Source organism: Pseudomonas sp. G2-4, from assembly GCF_030064125.1.
Classification (GTDB): Bacteria; Pseudomonadota; Gammaproteobacteria; order Pseudomonadales; family Pseudomonadaceae; genus Aquipseudomonas.
In genome coordinates this window covers 868,600-892,044 of record NZ_CP125957.1, presented here as the reverse complement: position 1 = coordinate 892,044, position 23,445 = coordinate 868,600, and the positions used below count along the sequence as shown (strand labels likewise).

Annotated in this window: 20 protein-coding genes and 2 tRNA genes; 1 reads left to right on the top strand and 21 read right to left on the bottom strand. The window is 58.9% G+C overall.

Features of this window, described 5'->3' with window-relative positions:
• Positions 1-32 precede the first annotated feature (32 nt).
• The 15 genes from pnp to rlmE form a co-directional block, all read right to left on the bottom strand.
• Positions 33-2,138, bottom strand: coding sequence for a polyribonucleotide nucleotidyltransferase (gene pnp, locus QNH97_RS03820; protein WP_283555671.1), 2,106 nt, complete (start codon positions 2,136-2,138; stop codon positions 33-35).
• A gap of 193 nt (positions 2,139-2,331) precedes the next feature.
• Positions 2,332-2,601, bottom strand: coding sequence for a 30S ribosomal protein S15 (rpsO, locus tag QNH97_RS03815; RefSeq protein WP_003176135.1), 270 nt, complete (start codon positions 2,599-2,601; stop codon positions 2,332-2,334).
• Positions 2,602-2,740: 139 nt separating this feature from the next.
• Positions 2,741-3,658, bottom strand: a complete 918-nt coding sequence (truB, locus tag QNH97_RS03810; protein WP_283555670.1) for a tRNA pseudouridine(55) synthase TruB — start codon at positions 3,656-3,658, stop codon at positions 2,741-2,743.
• 3 nt (positions 3,659-3,661) lie between these two features.
• Positions 3,662-4,063: a 30S ribosome-binding factor RbfA gene (gene rbfA / locus QNH97_RS03805; RefSeq protein ID WP_283555669.1), complete on the bottom strand. Its 402-nt coding sequence runs from the start codon at positions 4,061-4,063 to the stop codon at positions 3,662-3,664.
• A gap of 159 nt (positions 4,064-4,222) precedes the next feature.
• Positions 4,223-6,745 carry a translation initiation factor IF-2 gene (gene infB / locus QNH97_RS03800; protein WP_283555668.1) on the bottom strand — a complete coding sequence of 841 codons (2,523 nt, stop codon included), beginning with the start codon at positions 6,743-6,745 and terminating at the stop codon, positions 4,223-4,225.
• A 27-nt stretch (positions 6,746-6,772) separates the two neighbouring features.
• Positions 6,773-8,254: a transcription termination factor NusA gene (nusA, locus tag QNH97_RS03795; RefSeq protein ID WP_283555667.1), complete on the bottom strand. Its 1,482-nt coding sequence runs from the start codon at positions 8,252-8,254 to the stop codon at positions 6,773-6,775.
• A gap of 59 nt (positions 8,255-8,313) precedes the next feature.
• Positions 8,314-8,772 (bottom strand): ribosome maturation factor RimP, encoded by a 459-nt coding sequence (gene rimP / locus QNH97_RS03790; RefSeq protein ID WP_025211790.1) that lies wholly within the window; start codon positions 8,770-8,772, stop codon positions 8,314-8,316.
• Positions 8,773-8,912: 140 nt separating this feature from the next.
• Positions 8,913-8,989 (bottom strand) — tRNA-Met (locus tag QNH97_RS03785).
• A gap of 97 nt (positions 8,990-9,086) precedes the next feature.
• A tRNA-Leu gene (locus QNH97_RS03780) sits at positions 9,087-9,172 on the bottom strand.
• A 21-nt stretch (positions 9,173-9,193) separates the two neighbouring features.
• The gene (secG, locus tag QNH97_RS03775) at positions 9,194-9,577 is read right to left on the bottom strand and encodes a preprotein translocase subunit SecG (RefSeq protein WP_135847947.1); all 384 of its coding nucleotides are present in this window, start codon (positions 9,575-9,577) and stop codon (positions 9,194-9,196) included.
• Positions 9,578-9,581: 4 nt separating this feature from the next.
• Positions 9,582-10,337, bottom strand: coding sequence for a triose-phosphate isomerase (tpiA, locus tag QNH97_RS03770; RefSeq protein ID WP_283555666.1), 756 nt, complete (start codon positions 10,335-10,337; stop codon positions 9,582-9,584).
• Between the two features lie 66 nt (positions 10,338-10,403).
• Positions 10,404-11,741 (bottom strand): phosphoglucosamine mutase, encoded by a 1,338-nt coding sequence (glmM, locus tag QNH97_RS03765; protein ID WP_283555665.1) that lies wholly within the window; start codon positions 11,739-11,741, stop codon positions 10,404-10,406.
• A gap of 16 nt (positions 11,742-11,757) precedes the next feature.
• Complete coding sequence (gene folP / locus QNH97_RS03760) at positions 11,758-12,609, bottom strand: dihydropteroate synthase (protein WP_283555664.1); 852 nt, start codon at positions 12,607-12,609, stop codon at positions 11,758-11,760.
• Positions 12,610-12,617: 8 nt separating this feature from the next.
• Positions 12,618-14,528 carry an ATP-dependent zinc metalloprotease FtsH gene (ftsH, locus tag QNH97_RS03755; protein WP_123342829.1) on the bottom strand — a complete coding sequence of 637 codons (1,911 nt, stop codon included), beginning with the start codon at positions 14,526-14,528 and terminating at the stop codon, positions 12,618-12,620.
• A gap of 200 nt (positions 14,529-14,728) precedes the next feature.
• The gene (gene rlmE, locus QNH97_RS03750) at positions 14,729-15,361 is read right to left on the bottom strand and encodes a 23S rRNA (uridine(2552)-2'-O)-methyltransferase RlmE (protein WP_003177853.1); all 633 of its coding nucleotides are present in this window, start codon (positions 15,359-15,361) and stop codon (positions 14,729-14,731) included.
• Positions 15,362-15,466: 105 nt separating this feature from the next.
• On the opposite strand from rlmE, the gene QNH97_RS03745 reads away from it, so the two are divergent.
• Entirely contained in the window at positions 15,467-15,775 is a 309-nt protein-coding gene (locus tag QNH97_RS03745; RefSeq protein ID WP_003177852.1) for a YhbY family RNA-binding protein, read from the top strand.
• A 10-nt stretch (positions 15,776-15,785) separates the two neighbouring features.
• On the opposite strand, the gene QNH97_RS03740 is transcribed toward QNH97_RS03745, so the two are convergent.
• From QNH97_RS03740 to dnaJ, 6 genes are all read right to left on the bottom strand, one after another.
• The gene (locus tag QNH97_RS03740) at positions 15,786-16,190 is read right to left on the bottom strand and encodes an MFS transporter (protein ID WP_283555663.1); all 405 of its coding nucleotides are present in this window, start codon (positions 16,188-16,190) and stop codon (positions 15,786-15,788) included.
• A 28-nt stretch (positions 16,191-16,218) separates the two neighbouring features.
• Positions 16,219-16,695, bottom strand: a complete 477-nt coding sequence (gene greA, locus QNH97_RS03735; protein ID WP_025211783.1) for a transcription elongation factor GreA — start codon at positions 16,693-16,695, stop codon at positions 16,219-16,221.
• A 2-nt stretch (positions 16,696-16,697) separates the two neighbouring features.
• Positions 16,698-19,919, bottom strand: a complete 3,222-nt coding sequence (gene carB / locus QNH97_RS03730) for a carbamoyl-phosphate synthase large subunit (RefSeq protein WP_283555662.1) — start codon at positions 19,917-19,919, stop codon at positions 16,698-16,700.
• Positions 19,920-20,024: 105 nt separating this feature from the next.
• On the bottom strand, positions 20,025-21,161 hold the full coding sequence (gene carA, locus QNH97_RS03725) for a glutamine-hydrolyzing carbamoyl-phosphate synthase small subunit (protein WP_283555661.1): 1,137 nt from the start codon (positions 21,159-21,161) through the stop codon (positions 20,025-20,027).
• 256 nt (positions 21,162-21,417) lie between these two features.
• Positions 21,418-22,224 (bottom strand): 4-hydroxy-tetrahydrodipicolinate reductase, encoded by an 807-nt coding sequence (gene dapB, locus QNH97_RS03720; RefSeq protein WP_283555660.1) that lies wholly within the window; start codon positions 22,222-22,224, stop codon positions 21,418-21,420.
• Between the two features lie 9 nt (positions 22,225-22,233).
• On the bottom strand, positions 22,234-23,358 hold the full coding sequence (gene dnaJ / locus QNH97_RS03715) for a molecular chaperone DnaJ (protein ID WP_283555659.1): 1,125 nt from the start codon (positions 23,356-23,358) through the stop codon (positions 22,234-22,236).
• Positions 23,359-23,445 lie beyond the last annotated feature (87 nt).

The window sequence follows — 23,445 nt, the reverse complement described above, 5'->3', positions numbered from 1 at the left end:
TTTGCTTGTTCAGCGGCTAAGCGAGGGGGTGATTAAACGCCCGATGCCTTGGCTGCTGCTACGTCCTTGATGGACAGCTTGATACGGCCGCGGTTGTCCACGTCCAGTACCAGCACTTCCACTTCCTGGCCTTCTTTGAGGATGTCAGTCACTTTCTCGACGCGAGCATCGCTCAGCATGGAGATGTGCACCAGACCGTCCTTGCCTGGCAGGATGTTGACGAAGGCGCCGAAGTCGACGATGCGCTCAACCTTGCCGACGTAGATCTTGCCGATCTCGGCTTCGGCAGTGATGCCCAGGACGCGCTGGCGTGCTGCTTCTGCCGCTTCCTTGGTTTCGCCGAAGATCTTGATCGAGCCGTCGTCTTCGATGTCGATCGAAGCCTTGGTTTCTTCACAGATTGCACGGATGGTCGCGCCACCTTTACCGATGACATCACGGATTTTGTCGGTGTCGATTTTCATCGCGATCATGGTCGGAGCATTTTCCGACAGCTCGGTACGGGACTGACCAATGATCTGGTTCATCTGGCCGAGGATGTTCAGGCGCGCTTCCAGGGCTTGGCCCAGGGCGATTTCCATGATCTCTTCGGTGATGCCCTTGATCTTGATGTCCATCTGCAGTGCGGTCACGCCCTTGGCGGTACCGGCCACTTTGAAGTCCATGTCGCCCAGGTGGTCTTCGTCACCCAGGATGTCGGTCAGGACGGCGAATTTCTCGCCTTCTTTCACCAGACCCATGGCGATACCGGCAACCGGGGCCTTCATCGGCACACCGGCGTCCATCAGGGCCAGGGAAGCGCCGCAGACCGAAGCCATGGAGCTCGAGCCGTTGGACTCGGTGATTTCCGATACCACACGAATGGTGTACGGGAACACGTCAGCGGCTGGCAGCATGGCCTGGACCGAACGACGGGCCAGACGGCCGTGACCGATTTCGCGGCGACCGGCGCCACCCATGCGACCACACTCGCCCACCGAGAACGGAGGGAAGTTGTAGTGCAGCATGAACGGGTCTTTCTTTTCGCCTTCCAGGGTGTCCAGCAGCTGCGCGTCACGGGCGGTGCCCAGTGTGGCAACGACCAGGGCCTGGGTTTCGCCACGCGTGAACAGAGCCGAACCGTGGGTCTTCGGCAGAACGCCAACTTCGATGTTCAGCGGACGTACGGTCTTGGTGTCGCGGCCGTCGATACGTGGCTTGCCGTTAACGATGTTTTCGCGAACGGTGCGGTATTCGATTTCGCCGAAAGCAGCTTTGACTTCAGCGGAAGTCGGTTGGCCTTCTTCGCCGGACAGCTTGGCAACCACCTGGTCTTTCAGTTCGCCCAGACGAGCGTAACGGTCGGCCTTGATGGTGATGGTGTAAGCCTGGGAGATCGCGTCGCCGAACTCGGCACGGATAGCGCCCAGCAGCGCCGTGGCTTCTGGCTGTGGAGCCCAGGTCCAGGTCGGCTTGGCAGCTTCGGCGGCCAGTTCTTTAACAGCGTTGATCACAACCTGGAACTCGTCGTGAGCAAACAGTACCGCGCCCAGCATCTGGTCTTCGGTGAGCTCTTTGGCTTCCGATTCAACCATCAACACGGCTTCCGAAGTGCCGGCAACGACCATGTCCAGGCTCGAAGCTTTCTGTTGTTCGTAAGTCGGGTTCAGCAGGTAGCCGGTGCTTTCGTGGAACGCGACGCGGGCGGCGCCGATCGGGCCATCGAAAGGAATGCCGGAGATGGCCAGCGCAGCCGAGGTACCGATCATCGCAGCGATGTCCGGATCGGTTTTCTTGCTGGTGGAGACGACGGTGCAGACAACCTGCACTTCGTTCATGAAGCCTTCTGGGAACAGCGGACGGATCGGACGGTCGATCAGTCGGGAAGTCAGGGTTTCTTTCTCGGAAGGACGGCCTTCGCGCTTGAAGAAACCGCCAGGGATCTTACCGGCAGCGTAAGTCTTTTCCTGGTAGTGAACAGACAGAGGGAAGAAGCCCTTGCCTGGATCGGCTTGCTTGGCACCGACAACGGTCACCAATACGCTGACGTCGTCGTCAACGGTGACCAGCACTGCGCCGGAGGCCTGACGGGCGATACGGCCAGTCTCGAGGGTAACGGTCGACTGACCGAATTGGAATTTTTTGATTACCGGGTTCACGGTGTCCTACCTTCTTTGTGGCTCTTGGGGAACTTGTTTTCTTGCGAAATTCTTGGGCAATGTCGGGAGTCGGCCCAACCCTCGTCCAGGGTAAAACGTGTATCCAGATAAAACTTGAGGCTGGAAGCCTGCCATGGCCAGCGGGAATCCCACCGGCACACGGCAAACAACCAACCTCTAGCGCAATCGCTGATTAGCGACGCAGACCCAGGCGACCGATCAGAGCCTGATAGCGACCCAGATCCTTGCCTTTCAGGTAGTCCAGCAGCTTACGGCGCTGGTTTACCATGCGGATCAGACCACGACGGGAGTGGTGATCTTTACCGTTGGCCTTGAAGTGACCTTGCAACTTGTTGATGTTGTGGGTCAGCAGTGCAACTTGCACTTCTGGCGAACCAGTGTCACCAACAGCTTGCTGGTAGTCAGCTACGATTTGTGCTTTTTCTTGAACGTCGAGAGCCATGAGGCAATCCTTTTATCAGGAAACCACCCAGGGGCGGTTTCAACAGGCCAGGGACAAATCCCTGTATCTATAAATGAGTAGTGACCGTGCCTGTTAACAGCCACACTCGCCAGCCCGCTATTACACAGGCCGGTTCCGGTCATTCTGACCGAATCAGTCGACGCGGCGCGATCCGCCCGTCTTCGCTCACTTCACCGATACCGATGAAGCGACCATTGTGATCCTGTACCCGTACCATGCCGAACTTCGGCGCATCCGGGGCGCGTACCGGCTGGCCGTTGAGCCAGTAGAACGCGCTGTGTTCCGAGAACTGCAACAGCGGCCAATCCAGCAACCCGCTGTCCGATGGCATCAGGAAACGGTCGACCGCTTCGTTGCCGCCTTCGGCATGTACCGCTTCGAGCTCTTCCAGCGTGACCGTCTGGGCCAACGTGAAAGGCCCGGCCTGGGTCCGTCGCAATTCAGCCACGTACGCGCCACAGCCGAGTTGCTCACCGATATCCTCCACCAGGGTGCGGATATAGGTGCCTTTGCTGCAATCCACGGCGAGCCGTGCAGTATTACCGTCAAAGGCCAGCAATTCCAAGCGCGCAATAGTAACAGAACGCGGTTCACGCTCCACTACTTCGCCTGCACGGGCCAGCTTGTACAACGGCTGGCCATCACGCTTGAGGGCGGAGTACATCGGCGGTATCTGGCTGATTTTCCCCCGAAAATGCGGCAATACGGCCTCGACATCCGCCTGACCAACGGTCACTGGACGCTCCAGCAGAACCTCACCTTCGGCGTCCGCCGTGGTGGTGGTCTTGCCCAGTTGCGCCAGGGTTTCATAACCCTTGTCGGAATCGAGCAGGTATTGAGAGAACTTGGTCGCTTCGCCGAAGCACAACGGCAATACGCCGGTGGCCAACGGATCGAGGCTACCCGTGTGGCCGGCCTTTTCAGCATTGAGCAGCCAGCGAACCTTCTGCAACGCCGCGTTGGAGGTGAACCCCAACGGCTTGTCGAGCAGGATGATGCCGCTGACGTTACGGCGGATACGTTTGACCTGAGCCACCGATTACTCCTTGGCGTCTTCAGGTTCAGCAGCAACCGGGTGCTGACTGTCTTCAGCAACGGCACGCTCGATCAACGCCGACAGGTGCGCACCCCGCACGACGCTTTCGTCGTAGTGGAAGTGCAACTGTGGGACGCTGCGCAACTTCATTTCCCGGGCCAACTGCATGCGCAGGAACCCGGCAGCGGAGTTGAGCACCTTGATGCTTTGGGCGATTTCTTCGGCGCTGTCCTGGCCCATCACGGTGATGAAAATCTTCGCATGACCGACGTCACGGCTGACTTCCACTGCGGTAATGGTGACCAGGCCGACGCGCGGGTCTTTGACTTCGCGGCGGATCAGTTGGGCCAGCTCGCGCTGCATCTGATCACCGATTCGTTGGGTACGGCTGTATTCTTTTGCCATGTCTTGTTACCTGTTACTGCCCCACGGTCAAACCCGTGAGGTCTGAAAGCGGCAAACGCCCGGCCTGACAAAAGCCAGACCGGGCGTTGCGTTTAGAGTCCACCCGCGAGGCAGCGCATGTTCATGCGGCTGCCCGGTGTGGCTCTTGAAGTGCGCGAGTCAGAGGCTGCGAGCAACCTGGACCTTCTCGAAGACTTCGATCTTGTCGCCGACCTTGACGTCGTTGTAGCTCTTGACGCCAATACCGCATTCCATGCCGGCACGTACTTCCGAAGCGTCATCCTTGAAGCGGCGCAGGGATTCCAGCTCGCCTTCGAAGATAACGATGTCTTCACGCAGTACACGGATTGGACGGTTACGGTGAACGACACCTTCGATCACCATGCAACCGGCGATCGCGCCAAACTTCGGCGAACGGAACACGTCACGCACCTCGGCGGTACCCAGGATGTTCTCGCGAACATCGCTGCCCAGCATACCGGTCAGGGCTTTCTTGACGTCTTCGATGATGTCGTAGATCACGTTGTAGTAACGCATATCCAGGCCTTCCTGCTCGACGATCTTGCGAGCGCCAGCATCGGCACGCACGTTGAAGCCGAACAGTACAGCGTTGGAGGCCAGTGCCAGGTTGGCGTCGGACTCGGTGATACCACCGACACCGCCACCGACCACACGCACTTGCACTTCGTCGTTACCCAGGCCGTTCAAGGCGCCGTTCAACGCTTCCAACGAACCACGGACGTCGGATTTGAGGACGATGTTGAGCGTCTTCTTCTCTTCCTGACCCATGTTCTCGAAGATGTTTTCCAGCTTGCCGGCGTGAGCGCGAGCCAGTTTGACTTCGCGGAACTTGCCTTGACGGAACAGAGCCACTTCACGGGCTTTCTTCTCGTCAGCCACAACGCTCATCTCGTCGCCAGCATCCGGAGTGCCGTCCAGGCCGAGGATCTCGACAGGGATGGAAGGACCGGCTTCTTTGATTGGCTTGCCGTTCTCGTCCAGCATGGCGCGAACGCGGCCATAGTTCGAACCGACCAGCACCATGTCGCCTTGACGCAAGGTACCGTCTTGAACCAGAACGGTAGCAACCGGGCCACGACCTTTGTCGAGACGCGATTCAACCACGACGCCACGACCAGGAGCCGATGGTGTCGCTTTCAGCTCGAGAACTTCAGCTTGCAGCAGAACAGCTTCGAGCAACTCGTCCACGCCGGTACCGACTTTCGCCGAAACCGATACGAACGGGGTGTCGCCGCCCCACTCTTCCGAAGTCACGCCGTGAACCGACAGTTCGCTGCGGATACGATCGAGATCGGCGCCGGGCTTGTCGATTTTGTTCACTGCAACAACCAGCGGAACACCGGCAGCCTTGGCGTGCTGAACGGCTTCAACGGTCTGCGGCATTACGCCGTCGTCCGCTGCAACCACCAGGATCACGATGTCGGTCGCCTTGGCACCACGGGCACGCATTGCGGTAAACGCGGCGTGGCCAGGGGTGTCGAGGAAGGTGACCATGCCGCGTTCGGTTTCAACATGGTAGGCGCCGATGTGCTGGGTAATACCGCCAGCCTCGCCTGCCGCAACCTTCGCACGACGGATATAGTCGAGCAGGGAGGTTTTACCGTGGTCAACGTGGCCCATTACGGTCACGACCGGCGCACGGGAAACCGCCTCACCTTCAAACTTCAGGGACTCGGCCAGGGAATCTTCCAGGGCCGTGTCGCTGACCAGGGTCACTTTGTGGCCCAGCTCTTCAGCAACCAGTTGGGCAGTTTCCTGATCCAGTACCTGGTTGATGGTGGCCGGCGTACCCAGCTTGAACATGAACTTGATGATTTCAGCAGCCTTGACCGACATCTGCTGGGCCAGATCGCCCACAGTGATGGTCTCGCCGATCTTCACTTCACGCACGACAGGGCCGGTCGGGCTCTGGAAACCGTGGGCGTTGCGTTTCTTCAGCTTGGCCTTGCCGCGACCGCCGCGACGGAAGCTATCGCTTTCTTCGTCGGTGGTACGTGGCGCGACGCGTGGTGCCGGCGCCTTTTCCTTGACCGAGGCACGATGAGGAGCGTTTTTGCGCTCGCCATCGCCGCTGCCACGACGGTTGTCGTCGGCACGCGGTTTGTCCGGACGACGCTGTTCATCGCGCTTGCGAGCATCAGCCGCTGGTGCTGGCGCTGGCGCCACGACCGGCGCGCTTTCACGCACAGGCTCGGCAACTGCAGCCGGCGCCGCAACGGCTTCGGCCGGAGCGGACTGCGCAGCAGCAGGCTGGCGACGCGCTTCTTCTTCGGCGCGACGCTTGGCTTCTTCTTCAGCCTTTTGACGAGCAGCATTTTCTACTGCGCGACGTTCTTCCAGTTCGCGTTTGCGCTCGGCTTCGATTTCTTCCGGGCTGCGCTGTACGAAGACTTTTTTCTTGCGTACTTCAACGCTGATGCTTTTGCTACCGGCAACACGCAGGGTGCTGGTGGTTTTACGCTGCAGAGTGATCTTGCGCGGTTCTTCCACTTTCGCCTTGTGACTGCTCTTCAAGTGAGTCAGCAGGGACTGCTTCTCACTGTCGGTCACATGTTCCTCGGCGGCGGTGTGCGGCAGACCTGCCTCACGCATCTGCTGCAACAGGCGCTCTACCGGTGTTTTGACCTCATCGGCCAGTTGTTTCACCGTGACTTGCGTCATGCACTTCTCTCCTCAGGCCGCGCCTAATTACTCGAACCAGTGGGCTCGGGCGGCCATGATCAACTTGCCGGCACGATCATCGTCAATGCCGTCGATGTCGAGCAGATCGTCAATAGACTGCTCGGCCAGGTCTTCGCGGGTAATTACGCCGCGCACCGCCAGTTCCATCGCCAAATCCTTGTCCATGCCCTCAAGCGAGAGCAGGTCTTCGGCCGGATGGGCGTCTGCCAGCTTTTCCTCAGTAGCGATAGCTTTGGTCAACAAACGATCCTTGGCCCGAGCGCGAAGCTCGTTGACGATTTCCTCGTCAAAGCCGTCGATGTTGAGCATCTCTTCCACCGGTACGTAGGCAATCTCTTCCAGGCTGGTAAAGCCTTCATCCACCAGCACCTGTGCCAGCTCTTCATCGACTTCAAGCTCGTCGATGAAGTTGCGCAGGATGTCGCCGGTTTCAGCTTGCTGCTTAGCCTGGATGTCCGATTCGGTCATCACGTTCAGGGTCCAGCCGGTCAACTGGCTGGCCAGACGCACGTTCTGACCACCGCGACCGATGGCCTGAGCGAGATTGTCTGCGCCAACGGCGATGTCCATGGCATGGGCATCTTCGTCAACGATAATTGCCGCCACTTCAGCAGGCGACATGGCATTGATCACGAACTGAGCCGGGTTGTCGTCCCACAGGACGATGTCCACGCGCTCGCCGCCCAACTCGCCGGATACGGCCTGGACACGCGAACCACGCATGCCGATACAGGCACCTTGCGGGTCGATGCGTTTGTCCTTGGAGCGGACCGCGATCTTGGCACGCGAACCCGGATCACGGGAGGCAGCCATTACTTCGATCAGGCCTTCAGCAATTTCCGGCACTTCGATGCGGAACAACTCGATCAGCATTTCCGGCGCAGTACGCGACAGGATCAGCTGCGGGCCGCGGTTCTCGGTGCGGATTTCCTTGAGCAGCGCGCGCAGGCGCACGCCAACCCGGAAAGTTTCGCGAGAAATGATGTCTTCACGGGCCAGCAACGCTTCGGCGTTGTTGCCCAGGTCGACGATCACGTTGTCGCGGGTAACTTTTTTCACGGTGCCGGAGATGATTTCCCCCAGGCGCTCGCGATAGGCGTCAACGACTTGTGCACGCTCGGCTTCGCGAACTTTTTGCACAATGACCTGCTTGGCAGTCTGTGCAGCGATGCGACCGAACTCGATGGACTCGATCTTTTCTTCGACTACATCACCGACCTGGGCGCCAGGATGCGTTTCTGCAACCTTGCTCGGCCAGGTTTCGATAGCCGGATCGTCCAGGTCGGCTTCCTCGACCACCGTCCAGCGACGGAAAGTCTCATAGGCACCGGTGTGGCGATTAATTTCCACACGCAAATCAACTTCGTCTTCAAACCGCTTTTTAGTGGCAGTGGCCAGGGCCAACTCCAGCGCTTCAAAAATAACGTTAGCCGGTACGCCCTTTTCATTGGATACCGACTCAACAACCAGCAGTACTTCTTTGCTCATCGTACGCCTCGCCTTTCGCAAGCCATTGGATCCGCGGGATCCGCAGTATCTGGCACGTATCAGTCAAAACTGGGAATAATGTTGGCCTTGTCGATCATATCGATCGGCAACAGGAACTCATGGTCTTCTACCTGCACCACGACGTCCTGCTCTTCTACACCGCGCAGAAGGCCTTGAAAGTTGCGTCGGCCTTCGAAGGGCGAGCGCAGCTTGATTTTCACTTGTTCACCGGCAAACGAAGCGAACTGTTCAAGGGTGAACAGAGGGCGTTCCATGCCAGGCGAGGAAACTTCAAGGGTGTATTCGGAGGTGATTGGATCTTCGACATCCAGTACACCGCTGATCTGACGGCTGACGATGGCGCAATCATCCACCAACACGCCGCCTTCCTTATCGATATAAACGCGCAACAGTGAGTGGCGACCTTGAGCCGAAAACTCAATACCCCAGCATTCATAGCCAAGGGCCACGACCACCGGGGCCAACAAGGCCTGCAACTGTTCTAGCTTGCTCGACACCTGAACCCCCTCGTGCATGTTTGTGCATGCTGTGCAAATAAAAAAAAATGGGCGAATCGCCCATCCCTGAAACGCCGTCGAACAGCGGCGTTATAAAGTGTCCAGCTAACAAAAAGCCCCTTGGAAGGGGCCCCTGAAACTGGTTGCGGGAGCCGGATTTGAACCGACGACCTTCGGGTTATGAGCCCGACGAGCTACCAGACTGCTCCATCCCGCGACAAAGCTGGGGCGGAAGTATACGACCGATCCTTTACAGGGTCAATGTAACCCTTCCACCTACAAGAAAGCCCGCAATCGCGGGCTCTCCTGATAATTGGTACCGAGAAGGGGACTCGAACCCCTACACCCTATGGGCACAACCACCTCAAGGTTGCGTGTCTACCAATTCCACCACCTCGGCAATACAGCGTTTGAAACCTTCTTACTTCTGCTCTTGAGCTGGAGGCACGTCAGTCGCCGGATTGGCCGACTTTTGCTCTTGAAGCACCGGGACATCATCAGAAGCCGGTTGTTGCTTTGGCGCTTCCAACACCGCTGGGTTTGGCAAACCTACTTGAGTCAGCTCTTGAGCTTTCTCTTTAGCAAAGTAACCTAACCCCAAGCTGGTTATGAAGAAACCGGCGGCGAGTATAGCAGTAAACTTACTAAGAAAGGTAGAGGAACCTTGGCTTCCGAATACAGTATTTGAAGCACCTGCACCGAAAGACGCACCAGCATCCGCACCTTTACCCTGCTGCAGCAATACGAGAGCAACTACACCCAGTGCGCCCAGCAGATGAAAAACGACTACGACTGTTTCCAGCATTTTTTCAGTTTCCCGCGGCGCGACAGATCGCACCGAACTCATCTGCATTCAGGGACGCTCCACCAATGAGCCCCCCATCGATATCCGGCATGCCGAACAGTTCGACCGCATTGGCCGCCTTCACGCTGCCGCCGTATAGAAGCCGCACACCTCGTGCCACTTCAGAATTCTCTGCCGCCAACTGCGCGCGGATGGCGGCGTGCACATCCTGCGCTTGTTGCGGCGAAGCAGTCAGCCCGGTGCCAATGGCCCAGACCGGCTCGTAAGCAATGACTGCCTTTGCAAAAGCACCGACACCCAAGTCTTCGATGATGCTGCCGAGCTGACGCCCGACAACTTCAAGGGTCTTTCCAGCCTCGCGCTGCTCTTGGGTTTCCCCTACACACAGCACCGGAATCAGACCACAGGCCTGAGCCGCAGCAAATTTGCGAATCAGCGCCTTGTCCTGCTCACCCATGATCAGGCGACGTTCGGAATGCCCAACCAGGACAAGGGAACAACCTGCATCCACCAACTGACTCGGCGCAATCTCACCGGTCAACGCACCTTGCATGGACTCCACCGCAGAGTTCTGCGCGCCGACCGAAATCGACTTGCCCTTCAAGCCATCAACCACTTGATTGATATACAAGCAAGGCGGGAATACCGCGACATCAACACCGCTTGACAAGGCCAGGTGACGAAGGCCCTTGATCAGCTCAGCGACGCTGGCGCGGGTACCGTGCATCTTCCAGTTACCAGCTACCATAGGGCGACGCATGCTGTACCTCGTCGGTCAAAGTGGGCGCAGATGTTACCCAACCGATTCATGACTGGCAAGCCGAATTCAGGCAGAAACTTCAGTAACCAGTTTTGCCAGCTCTTCGGCATAACCGCGAACTTGCGCTTCATCCTCGCCTTCGACCATGACGCGCACCAAAGGCTCAGTGCCGGACTTGCGCAATAGCACGCGCCCTCGCCCCGCCATTGCCTGTGTCACACGCTCGCTGGCCTGCTGGACCGTCGCATGCTCGATAGGATTCGCACCGCCACCGAAACGCACATTGATCAACACCTGCGGGCATTTGCGCAATGCTTGGCGAGACTGGGCAAGCCCTTCATTGCGCGCCTTGAGCGCCATCAACACTTGCAGGGCGGCGATAATTGCATCACCGGTGGTGGTATGGTCGAAGCACACGATATGACCCGAGTTTTCGCCACCGATCACCCAATTGCGCTCCAGCAGCTCCGAGATCACATAGCGGTCGCCCACATTGGCCCGCACAAACGGGATGTCCAGGTCAGCCAGGGCCAGCTCGAGGCCGAGATTGCTCATTAACGTACCGACCACGCCACCCTGCAGCTTGCCGCGAGCACGCAGATCACGAGCGATGATGAACAGCAACTCATCACCATCGACGACGGTACCGGTGTGATCGACCATCAGGACCCGATCACCGTCACCATCGAAAGCGATCCCCAGGTCAGCCTGTTCCGCCAGCACCGCAGCCTGCAACGCCTCGGTATGGGTGGAACCACAGTTGTGGTTGATGTTCAGCCCGTTCGGCTGGGCGGAGAGCACGACCACTTCGGCTCCCAACTCGCGAAATACGCTCGGCGCGACTTTATAGGTTGCACCATGAGCACAATCGACGACGATTTTCAGGCCCGAAAAACTGGTACCCGTCGGCACGCTGCCTTTGCAGAACTCGATGTAGCGACCCGACGCATCGTTGATCCGCGACACTTTACCGATCTTGCTCGACTCAACCACCGTCATCGGCGCATCCAGCAGCTCTTCGATCATCAGCTCGATTTCATCCGGCAGCTTGGTGCCCTGGCCGGAGAAGAACTTGATGCCGTTGTCATCATGAGGGTTGTGCGAGGCACTGATCACGATACCCGCCTGCGCCTGGAACGTACGCGTCAGGTACGCGATGGCAGGCGTCGGCATCGGCCCCAGCAGCATCACATCGGCCCCCGCCGAAGTCAGGCCAGCCTCCAGAGCCGACTCGAACATATAACCGGAAATCCGCGTGTCCTTGCCAACCAGCACCTTGCAGGCGCCCATCTTGCGGAACGCCATCCCGGCCGCCCAGCCGAGCTTGAGCATGAAATCAGGGGTAATGGGGTATGTACCGACCCGACCACGAATACCGTCGGTACCAAAATATTTCTTGCTCATAAGTGCTCCATCATTCTTATTCGGCTGAATCCACTGCTGCGATCATCCGCACAACATCCATTGTTTCGGCCACATCATGTACCCGCAATATGCGCGCACCTTTTGCGATGGCCAAGGCAGCGAGGGCAAGACCACCATACAGGCGCTCTCCCACCGGACGACCCAAGGCATTGCCTATCATGCTCTTTCGCGAAACCCCGACCAACAGGGGCCGTCCCAGGGCGTGCAAGGCGTCCATGTGCTTGAACAGGCTCAGATTGTGAGCCAGCGTCTTGGCGAAGCCAAACCCGGGATCAAGAATAATCCGTTCGACGGGAATACCTGCGGCCACGCACTGATTTAAACGCCCCGCCAGAAACTCACCGACTTCCCTGGTCACATCTTGATAGCGCGGCTCGTTCTGCATGGTGCCGGGCTCGCCGAGCATATGCATCAGGCAAACCGGCAACCCAGTGGCCGCCGCGGCATCCAGGGCACCGTCGCGCTGCAAGGATCGCACATCGTTGATCAAGCCGGCGCCCAGTCGCGCAGTCTCACGCATGACCGCCGGCGTGGACGTATCGACTGAGATAATGACATCAAGTTCGCGGTGTATGCGCTCGACAATCGGCGCGACTCGTTCCAGCTCTTCGGTAGGCGAGACCGCTCGCGCGCCCGGACGGGTCGATTCGCCACCCACATCGATCAGCGTCGCACCGGCCGCCACCATCGCTTCGGCATGTCGCAGCGCAGCATCGAGCTGGCTGAACCGACCGCCATCGGAAAAAGAATCGGGAGTGACATTGAGAATGCCCATGACATGCGTATGGGCCAAATCAAGAACCCGGTTGCCGCAAGGCAACCGGGTTGAGGACTGAACAGAAGTCATTTCAAGCCTTAAACGTCAGCAGCCGGACCGCCGATCGGTGTTTCGGGGCGCTCGCCCTGTACTGCCGGAGGCGTACCCGAGGTACCGGTGCCACCAGACCAGTCGCGAGGTTCGCGAGGCACACGGCCCGCCATGATGTCGTCGATCTGCTCGGCATCAATGGTTTCGTACTTCATCAAGGCATCGGCCATGGCATCGAGCTTGTCACGGTTGTCCGTGAGGATCTGCCGAGCAGTGCCGTAGCATTGGTCGATGATGCTGCGCACTTCAGAGTCGATCAGCTTGGCCGTCTCACCAGAGAAACTGGCATGCTGACCACCACCGCCACGACCCAGGAACACCTCTCCCTCTTCTTCGGCGTACATCAGCGGACCCAGCTTCTCGGACAGGCCCCACTTGGTGACCATGTTCCGGGCAATCTGGCTGGCACGCATGATGTCGTTGGATGCGCCGGTGGTTACACCGTCGAAGCCCAGCGTCATTTCTTCGGCAATACGGCCGCCGTACAGCGAGCAGATCTGGCTGATCAACGCACGCTTGGACAGGCTGTAGCGATCCTCTTCCGGCAGGAACATGGTCACACCCAAGGCACGACCACGCGGGATGATCGAGACTTTGTAGACAGGATCATGCTCAGGCACTACGCGACCGACGATCGCATGACCCGCCTCGTGGTACGCCGTGTTCTGCTTTTCTTTCTCCGACATGACCATGGATTTGCGCTCCGCGCCCATCATGATCTTGTCCTTGGCCAGTTCGAATTCCTTCATTTCCACGACGCGCTTGCCGGTACGAGCGGCGAACAGCGACGCTTCGTTGACCAGGTTTGCCAGGTCGGCGCCGGAAAAACCCGGCGTACCACGGGCAATCACGGCCGGAGCGACGTCGTCACCCATTGGCACTTTGCGCATGTGGACCTTGAGGATCTGCTCACGACCACGAATATCCGGGAGCCCAACCACAACCTGGCGGTCGAAACGACCAGGACGCAACAGGGCAGGGTCGAGCACGTCCGGACGGTTGGTGGCGGCGATCACAATGATGCCGTCATTCATTTCGAAACCGTCCATCTCGACCAGCAACTGGTTGAGGGTCTGTTCGCGCTCGTCGTGACCGCCACCCATGCCCGCGCCACGATGGCGACCAACGGCGTCAATCTCGTCGATGAAGATGATGCATGGCGCGTGCTTCTTGGCCTGTTCGAACATGTCACGAACACGGCTGGCACCCACGCCGACGAACATTTCAACGAAGTCGGAACCGGAAATCGTGAAGAACGGTACCTTCGCTTCGCCGGCAATCGCCTTGGCCAACAAGGTTTTACCGGTACCCGGCGGGCCTACCATCAACACGCCGCGAGGAATGCGGCCACCCAGGCGCTGGAACTTGCCCGGATCGCGCAGGAATTCGACCAGTTCACCGACTTCTTCCTTGGCTTCATCGCAACCCGCGACGTCGGCCAGGGTAGTTTTTACCTGGTCTTCAGAAAGCAGCCGGGCCTTGCTTTTACCGAAGCTCATCGGTCCGCCCTTGCCGCCCGCGCCGCCCTGCATCTGGCGCATGAAGAACATGAACACCGCGATGATCACCAGGATCGGGAAGCTGGCGACCAGGAGCTGGGTCCAGATGCTTTGCTGCTCAGGCTGCTTGCCTTCGACCACGACATGATTGTCCACCAGGTCGCCGATCAGGCCGTTGTCCTGGATCGCCGGACGAATGGTCTTGAAGCTATCGCCATCGGTGCGCTTGCCGGTAATGACATAGCCGTCGACGGCTACGCGCTCGACCTTGCCATCCTTGACCTGCTGGATGAAGTCGGAATAGTTGAGGGTCTGCGGCTCGTTAGGGCTGGAGAAGTTGTTCATCACGGTCACAAGGACAGCAGCGATGATCAACCACAGGATCAGATTCTTTGCCATATCGTTCAATTAACTACCCTCTGAAGCAAGCTCCGCTACTGGCGCGCGCTTCGCATGATATTCACCGGCCTAACTTACTACATTACCTACGACTCTGGCAGGCGCCGTCTGTAACCCTTTGTGAAACACTTTCTACACATTATTCGCTAATGCTCACGGGACGAAATACGAAAAACCTATCGCCCCGGTCGAAAAACCTCTTATTCCTCACTGCGACCACGGAAACCACGGCCCAGCAGGTACTGCTCACGGGAGCGATCACGCGATGATTTCGGCTTGCGCGTCGTGACCTTCTCGAACTGCTTGCGCACGCTCTTGTGGTATTCGTCGAAGCCTTCACCCTGGAAGACCTTGATCAAAAAATCACCACCTGGCTTCAACACCCGAGTCGCAAGATCCAGTGCCAACTCGCACAGGAACATCGATCGCGGCATATCAACAGATGCCAATCCACTCATATTGGGGGCCATATCGGAAATCACAAGGTCCACCTCGTTTTTTCCAACCGCTTCAAGGATCTGCGCCAGTACGGCGTCCTCGGTAAAGTCGCCCTGAATGAAGGTCACATCCGGAATGCTGTCCATTTCCAGGATATCGGAAGCGATCAGTGTGCCTTGCCCACCAATCAGACGACTGGTCACTTGGGACCAGCCACCCGGGGCGGCGCCCAAGTCGATCACGCTCATGCCTGGACGGATCAAACGGTCTCTTTCCTGAATCTCCAGCAGCTTGTAGCTGGCACGGGAACGATACCCGTCTTTTTGCGCCATTTTCACGAATGGGTCGTTGAAATGCTCTTGCAGCCATTTAAGACTTGTCTTGGAACGGGCCACGGGCCACCTCAAAAATAAAACGGGTCGTGATTAAGTGGGCGGTCCCGGACTCGCTCGGGTAAACTGGCCGCCGCTTTTTACAAGATCAGACGCAGGGGTCAGATTATGCCGCTCACTCAAGAGCAGAAGAAACAATACAAATCCATTGGCCACCATCTGAAACCGGTTTTGACTGTGGCTGACAACGGTTTGACTGAAGGCGTACTCGCCGAACTGGAACGCGCATTGGGCGATCACGAGCTGATCAAGATCAAGCTCAACATCCTCGACCGCGAAGCCCGCCTGGCTGCCGTTGCTGAACTGTGCAAGACCGGCAAGGCCGACCTGGTACAGGTCATCGGCAAGATGGCGCTGATTTATCGCAAGAATTTCAGCGTCAACAAGCAACTGTCGAACGTTCACCGCTTCAAGTGACACCAAAGGGTCAAGGGTGTGCTTCGCGCACCCTGCCACCCCATCCGGGGACCGGCTGCATCACCAGCACCAATCCGGAAAAACCCAGCACCAGGTAACTGAATACCTGCCACTGGTTCGCTTCCGGCCAACCGAGACGCACCGCAAAAAACATCCCACACGCGTACAGCGACATGAGCAGCAACTGCCCACGCATGTCACGCCATAGACTGGCAAGGCCCTCGGCCTGAACCAGCACCAAAGCCTGAAACACTACGCACACTGCGGAAAAACCCACCAGCAGCGCCGTCAGCATGCCTACGATTTCATCGATGAGCAGCGGTGCCAGGCCGATTCGACCCAGCACCGGCAGCAGACCGAAGTGCAACAACCAAAGACCGCCCACCCACAACATCTGGGTGAGCTGCCAAATCATGGCGCCGGCTCGTAGCGGGCGCCTTCGTTCAGATATGACGGACTTCGACAATCTCATACTCGATGACGCCACTCGGCGTCTTCACAACCACCACATCACCCTCTTCCTTGGCAATCAAGGCGCGAGCGATAGGCGAACCAACGGAGATCTTGCCGAGCTTGATGTCTGCCTCGTCCTCGCCAACGATCTGGTAAGTGACGCTTTCATCGGTCTCGACGTTGGCGATTTCCACGGTAGTGCCAAAGATCACCTTGCCGGTGTGCGGAATCGTCGTGACATCAATGACGACCGCATTCTGCATGCGGCCTTCGATGTCACGGATACGCGCCTCGACCATACCCTGCTGCTCGCGAGCAGCGTGATATTCGGCGTTTTCCTTCAGATCACCCAACTCCCGGGCCGTACCGATGTCCTGGCTGAGCTTTGGACGAACGACCTTGGTCAGGTGAGCGTGTTCTTCTTCCAGGGCTTTCGCGCCCTGAACAGTCATCGGGTATTTGGTTATGCTCATGCCTTCAATCCTGCATGTAGATCCTGCAAGCGACGCACGGTCTTCTCGGGACCGAACTTGAGCGCTTCGCAGATCGCTTCGCCTGCAGCAATGGTCGTGGTGCAGTAGATTTTGTGCTGCAGCGCATTGCGACGAATGGAATAGGAATCGGCGATCGACTGGCGACCTTCGGTGGTGTTGATGATCAGCGTGACTTCGTCATTCTTGATCATGTCGACCACGTGCGGACGTCCCTCGGTCACCTTGTTCACGCGGCGCACTTTCAGGCCTGCCGCTTCGATCAACTTGGCGGTACCGGCCGTGGCGACCACGTCAAAGCCCAAGTTGATCAGATCACGGGCCACGCCTGCAACCAGTGGCTTGTCGTCATCACGGACACTGATGAACGCCGTACCGCCTGTCGGCAGGACCTCGCTGGCGCCCATCTGGGCCTTGGCGAAGGCTTCGCCGAAGGTATCGCCGACACCCATCACCTCACCGGTGGACTTCATTTCCGGACCAAGTATCGGGTCCACGCCAGGGAATTTGGCGAACGGGAACACCGCCTCTTTCACACTGTAGAAGTTCGGAATGATTTCCTTGGTGAAGTTCAGCTCTTTCAGGGTTTTGCCAGCCATGACCCGTGCAGCGATCATCGCCAGGGAAACACCGATGCACTTGGACACGAACGGTACAGTCCGGGACGCACGCGGGTTGACTTCGATGACGTAGATGTCCTCGCCCTGCAGGGCCAGTTGCACGTTCATCAGGCCAATGACGCCCAGTTCCAGGGCCATTTTCTTGACCTGCTCGCGCATCTCGTCCTGGATGTGGGCCGGCAACGAGTAAGGCGGCAGCGAACAGGCGGAGTCACCAGAGTGAACGCCGGCCTGCTCGATGTGCTGCATGATCGCGCCAATGACAACATCCTTGCCGTCGCTGACAGCATCCACGTCCATTTCGATGGCGCAGTTGAGGAAATGATCCAGCAGCACTGGACTGTCGTTGGACACCTGGACCGCTTCGCGCAGGTAGCGCTTGAGCTCGTCTTCTTGATAGACGATTTCCATTGCACGACCGCCCAGTACATAGGACGGACGAACCACCAGCGGGTAGCCGATCTTGGCCGCGGCACGAATCGCTTCGTCTTCGCTGCGCACGGTGGCGTTGGGTGGCTGACGCAGATTCAGACGCTCGACCATCTGCTGGAAACGCTCACGGTCTTCGGCACGGTCGATCGCATCCGGGCTGGTACCGATGATCGGCACGCCAGCCGCTTCAAGGGCGCGAGCCAGCTTCAGAGGCGTCTGGCCACCGTACTGGACGATCACGCCTTTAGGCTTCTCGACGCGGACGATTTCCAGCACGTCTTCCAGGGTCACCGGTTCGAAATACAGGCGATCGGAGGTGTCGTAGTCGGTGGACACGGTTTCCGGGTTGCAGTTGACCATGATGGTCTCGTACCCGTCTTCGCGCAGGGCCAATGCCGCGTGCACGCAGCAGTAGTCGAACTCGATACCCTGGCCGATGCGGTTAGGACCGCCGCCCAGGATCATGATCTTGTCCCGGGTCGATGGCGCGGCTTCGCATTCTTCTTCGTACGTGGAGTACAGGTAAGCGGTGTCGGTGGCGAACTCGGCCGCGCAGGTGTCGACGCGCTTGTAGACCGGGAACACTTCCAGCTTGTGGCGATGGGCCCGCAGGCTCTTCTCGGTCACACCCAGCAACTTGGCCAGGCGCATGTCGGAGAAACCCTTGCGCTTGAGGCGGAACATCGCGTCGTGATCGATGCTGGACATGCCCAGGGTCTTGACCTTCTCTTCTTCCTTGATCAGATCTTCGATCTGTACGAGGAACCAAGGGTCGATCATGTTCATGCTGAAGATCTGTTCGACGGTCATGCCGGCACGGAAGGCATCAGCCACGTACCAGATACGCTCGGCACCCGGCACGGTCAGCTCGCGCTTGAGCACACCCATGCTTTCCGGATCGTTCAGGTCCAGCTTCGGATCAAGACCGCAGACACCCACTTCCAGGCCGCGAAGGGCTTTCTGCAGGGATTCCTGGAAGGTCCGGCCGATGGCCATTACTTCACCGACCGACTTCATCTGAGTGGTCAGGCGGGCGTCGGCCTTGGCGAATTTCTCGAAGGCAAAACGTGGCAGCTTGGTGACGACATAGTCGATGGACGGCTCGAAGGACGCCGGGGTCTTGCCGCCGGTGATGTCGTTCGACAGTTCGTCCAGGGTGTAGCCCACGGCCAGCTTGGCCGCGACCTTGGCAATCGGGAAACCGGTGGCTTTCGAGGCCAGGGCCGAGGAACGGGATACCCGCGGGTTCATCTCGATGACCACCATGCGACCGGTGTTCGGGCAGATGCCGAACTGGACGTTGGAGCCGCCGGTTTCCACGCCGATCTCGCGCAGTACCGCCAGGGAGGCGTTACGCAGGATCTGGTATTCCTTGTCGGTCAGGGTCTGGGCCGGCGCAACGGTGATGGAGTCACCGGTGTGCACGCCCATCGGGTCGAAGTTCTCAATGGAGCAGACGATGATGCAGTTGTCCTTTTTGTCGCGGACAACTTCCATTTCGTATTCTTTCCAGCCGATCAGGGATTCGTCGATCAGCAGTTCCTTGGTTGGCGACAAGTCCAGGCCACGGGCGCAGATTTCTTCGAACTCTTCACGGTTGTAGGCGATGCCACCACCGGTGCCGCCCATGGTAAAGGACGGACGGATGATGCACGGGAAGCCCAAGCGCTCCAGAACCGCATTGGCCTCTTCCATGCTGTGGGCGATGCCCGAGCGAGGGCAGTCCAGGCCGATGGACTTCATCGCCTTGTCGAAGCGCGAGCGGTCTTCGGCCTTGTCGATGGTGTCGGCATTGGCGCCGATCATTTCCACACCGAACTTCTCCAGGACACCTTCGCGCTCCAGGTCCAATGCGCAGTTCAGCGCGGTCTGGCCACCCATGGTCGGCAGCAGTGCGTCCGGGCGCTCCTTCTCGATGATCTTGGCGACGGTCTGCCACTTGATCGGCTCGATGTAGGTGGCGTCGGCCATGGACGGATCGGTCATGATGGTGGCCGGGTTGGAGTTCACCAGGATGACGCGGTAACCCTCTTCGCGCAGGGCTTTACAGGCCTGGGCGCCGGAGTAGTCGAATTCGCAGGCCTGGCCGATCACGATCGGGCCAGCGCCGAGAATCAGGATGCTTTTTATGTCTGTACGTTTTGGCATGGGTTTGTCACTCAAATCCGCAGGTCAGTCGGCTAGGCCGTCGAACAATCTTTGAAGCGCCCAAGGGGGCCGCCACGCTCGGGGCCGCCCTCGGGCTTCACGCGGTCAACGTCGCTTGGCCATCTCATTGATGAAGCGATCGAACAGCGGCGCCACGTCGTTCGGGCCCGGGCTCGCTTCAGGGTGGCCCTGGAAGCTGAACGCGCTCTTGTCGGTACGCTCGATGCCTTGCAGCGTGCCGTCGAACAACGATTTATGGATCGCACGCACGTTGGCCGGCAGGGTTGCTTCATCCACCGCAAAACCGTGGTTCTGGCTAGTGATCATCACCACGCCGGTGTCCAGGTCCTGCACCGGGTGGTTGGCACCGTGGTGGCCGTGGCCCATTTTCAGGGTCTTGGCGCCCGAAGCGAGGGCCAGCAACTGATGGCCGAGGCAGATGCCGAACACCGGGATCTCGGTTTCCAGCACGTCCTTGATCGCCTGGATCGCGTAGTCGCAAGGCTCAGGGTCGCCAGGGCCGTTGGACAGAAACACGCCGTCGGGCTTGAGGGCCAGGACATCGGCGGCCGGGGTTTGCGCCGGCACCACGGTCACGCGGCAACCACGCGCCACCAGCATGCGCAGGATATTCAGCTTGACGCCGTAGTCATACGCAACCACGTGGTACGGCAGCTCGGAGGCTTCGATCGTCGCGTGACTGTCGGTCTTCAGGTCCCAGACCGTGGAGCGCCACTCGTACGGCTTCTTGGTGCTGACGACTTTCGCCAGGTCCATGCCCTTGAGGCCAGGAAAGCCTTGGGCAGCGGCGATGGCGGCTTCTTCGGAAATGTTGTCGCCGGCCATGATGCAGCCGTTCTGCGCGCCTTTTTCCCGCAGGATGCGGGTCAGGCGACGGGTGTCGATACCTGCGATCGCCACGACATTGTTGGCTTTCAGGTAGTCGGACAGGGACATCGTGTTACGCCAGTTGCTCGCTACCAGCGGCAGGTCACGGATGACCAGGCCGGCGGACCAGACACGATCAGACTCGGCATCTTCCGGCGTGGTGCCGGTGTTGCCGATGTGCGGGTAAGTCAGGGTAACGATTTGCTGGGCGTAGGAAGGATCGGTAAGAATTTCCTGATAGCCGGTCATTGCGGTGTTAAACACCACCTCACCAACGGTCTGACCGTCGGCTCCAATGGCTTCGCCGCGAAAAATGCTGCCATCAGCAAGGGCGAGTATGGCTGGCTTAGTCAAGAAGACCTCCCGTAAATAAAGCCTGAAAGGGCGATCGCAGGTTGTAAAAAAGCGGAGTGACGTATGGACACGTCACCCCGCTTCTTCACTGAATTATTCTGCGCGCTTTTAGTGGACACACTAAAGCTGTAGCTTACAGAAAAAGGCTTTTTTGGTCCACCGCTAATGAGCCTTAAAGGCAGGGGAATGCGACAGGCCGTCGCGAAGCGGTGTAAAACGGGGGCTCAGTATAACCTGAACCCCGCGTCCAATGACATCAGCGCAGGTCGAGAACGTCCTGCATGTCGTACAAACCAGGCTCGCGGCCGTCCAGCCACAGCGCGGCACGTACGGCACCCTTGGCAAAAGTCATCCGGCTGGACGCCTTGTGCGTGATCTCCAGGCGCTCGCCTTCAGTGGCGAACAGCACGGTGTGATCACCCACCACGTCACCACCGCGCACCGTGGCGAAACCAATGGTGTCGCGCTCACGGGCACCGGTATGCCCCTGGCGTCCGTACACGGCCACTTCCTGCAGGTCACGACCCAACGCATCGGCAATCACTTCACCCATGCGCAAGGCCGTTCCCGAAGGCGCGTCGATCTTGTGGCGGTGATGTGCCTCGATGATTTCGATATCCGCATCGTCACCCAGGACCCGGGCCGCCATGTCCAGCAGCTTCAGTGACAGATTGACACCCACGCTGAAGTTCGCCGCGAACACGATCGGAATGTCTTTGCCAGCTTCGGCCAGCAACTGCTTTTGCGCAGCGTCCAGGCCTGTGGTGCCGATAACCATGGCCTTGCCGTGCTTGCGACAAATGACAAGGTTCTTGAGCATCACTTCCGGCAGCGTGAAGTCGATCAGGACATCAAACTCATCGAGCACTTTTTCCAGGCCGCCGGACATCGGCACGCCGATACGCCCCAACGATGCCAGCTCGCCGGCGTCAGCGCCGACCAAAGTACTGTCGGGCCGCACAATGGCCGCCGTCAGGCCGGAGAGCGGCGAGCGCTGCTGCACCGCCTCGACCAACGTCTTGCCCATGCGCCCCGCAGCGCCCATCACAGCTATACGTCGCATGCGAGCTCCTTACAGATCGCCGAAGAAGCGCTTCACGCCTTCGAACCAACCGGTGGTTTTCGGGGAATGACTGTTGTCATCCGCCAGCGAGCTGCGGAATTCTTCCAGCAACTCACGCTGGCGTCGGCCTAGATTCACCGGAGTCTCCACCGCCACCCGACACATCAAGTCGCCTGCACCACCGCCACGCACTGGCGCAACACCCTTGCCGCGAATCCGGAACTGCTTGCCGGTCTGCGTACCCTCAGGAATTTTCAGCTTGACGCGACCGTCGAGGGTCGGAATTTCAAGCTCGCCACCCAAGGCTGCATCGACAAAACTGATTGGCACTTCGCAGAACAGGTGCTTGCCGTCGCGCTGGAAAATTGCGTGCTCGCGCACATTGATGACGACGTACAGGTCGCCGGTCGGGCCGCCCTGGGCACCCGCCTCGCCTTCGCCGGACAGGCGAATGCGGTCACCGGTATCGACACCGGCCGGCACCTTCACCGAAAGCGTCTTGTACTCTTCGACACGCCCTTCACCGTGGCAGGAGTCGCACGGATCGGAAATGATCTTGCCTTGGCCATGGCAACGCGGGCAGGTCTGCTGCACCGAGAAGAAGCCCTGCTGCATGCGGACCTGACCGATACCGCCGCAGGTTGGGCACGTGACAGGCGAGGAACCCTTCTTGGCGCCCGAGCCATCGCACGGCTTGCAATTGACCAGTGTTGGAACGCGGATATTGACGGTGGTACCGCGCACCGCCTCTTCCAGGTTCAACTCCAGCGTGTAGCGCAAGTCGCTGCCACGCTGGGCACCACCACGGGCACCGCCGCGACCACCGCCGAAGAAATCGCTGAACACATCGCCGAAAATATCGGAGAAATTCTGACCGCCAAAACCGGCACCGCCGCCGCCCATGCTTGGGTCGACACCGGCATGACCATACTGGTCGTACGCCGCGCGCTTGCTCGAATCGGACAGTACTTCGTAGGCCTCATTGGCCTCCTTGAACATTTCTTCCGACGCTTTATCGTCGGGATTACGGTCCGGGTGGTGCTTCATCGCCAGGCGACGATAGGCCTTTTTCAGGTCCGCCTCGCTGGCCCCCCGCTCCACACCCAATACTTCGTAATAGTCACGCTTTGCCATTAGTCTTTGCACTCTTATAGGACGTCCGGCAAACCTCTCCTGAACCTTGCCAAACTCGTTGAGCCCCAATACAGGCCCGGACCCAAC

Coding starts and splice junctions, on each gene's coding strand:
- rpsO (WP_003176135.1), bottom strand. CDS start 2,601: ATGGCTCTCGACGTTCAAGAAAAAGCACAAATCGTAGCTGACTACCAG.
- rbfA (WP_283555669.1), bottom strand. CDS start 4,063: ATGGCAAAAGAATACAGCCGTACCCAACGAATCGGTGATCAGATGCAG.
- infB (WP_283555668.1), bottom strand. CDS start 6,745: ATGACGCAAGTCACGGTGAAACAACTGGCCGATGAGGTCAAAACACCG.
- nusA (WP_283555667.1), bottom strand. CDS start 8,254: ATGAGCAAAGAAGTACTGCTGGTTGTTGAGTCGGTATCCAATGAAAAG.
- secG (WP_135847947.1), bottom strand. CDS start 9,577: ATGCTGGAAACAGTCGTAGTCGTTTTTCATCTGCTGGGCGCACTGGGT.
- tpiA (WP_283555666.1), bottom strand. CDS start 10,337: ATGCGTCGCCCTATGGTAGCTGGTAACTGGAAGATGCACGGTACCCGC.
- glmM (WP_283555665.1), bottom strand. CDS start 11,741: ATGAGCAAGAAATATTTTGGTACCGACGGTATTCGTGGTCGGGTCGGT.
- folP (WP_283555664.1), bottom strand. CDS start 12,609: ATGACTTCTGTTCAGTCCTCAACCCGGTTGCCTTGCGGCAACCGGGTT.
- ftsH (WP_123342829.1), bottom strand. CDS start 14,528: ATGGCAAAGAATCTGATCCTGTGGTTGATCATCGCTGCTGTCCTTGTG.
- QNH97_RS03745 (WP_003177852.1), top strand. CDS start 15,467: ATGCCGCTCACTCAAGAGCAGAAGAAACAATACAAATCCATTGGCCAC.
- QNH97_RS03740 (WP_283555663.1), bottom strand. CDS start 16,190: ATGATTTGGCAGCTCACCCAGATGTTGTGGGTGGGCGGTCTTTGGTTG.
- carB (WP_283555662.1), bottom strand. CDS start 19,919: ATGCCAAAACGTACAGACATAAAAAGCATCCTGATTCTCGGCGCTGGC.
- dapB (WP_283555660.1), bottom strand. CDS start 22,224: ATGCGACGTATAGCTGTGATGGGCGCTGCGGGGCGCATGGGCAAGACG.
- dnaJ (WP_283555659.1), bottom strand. CDS start 23,358: ATGGCAAAGCGTGACTATTACGAAGTATTGGGTGTGGAGCGGGGGGCC.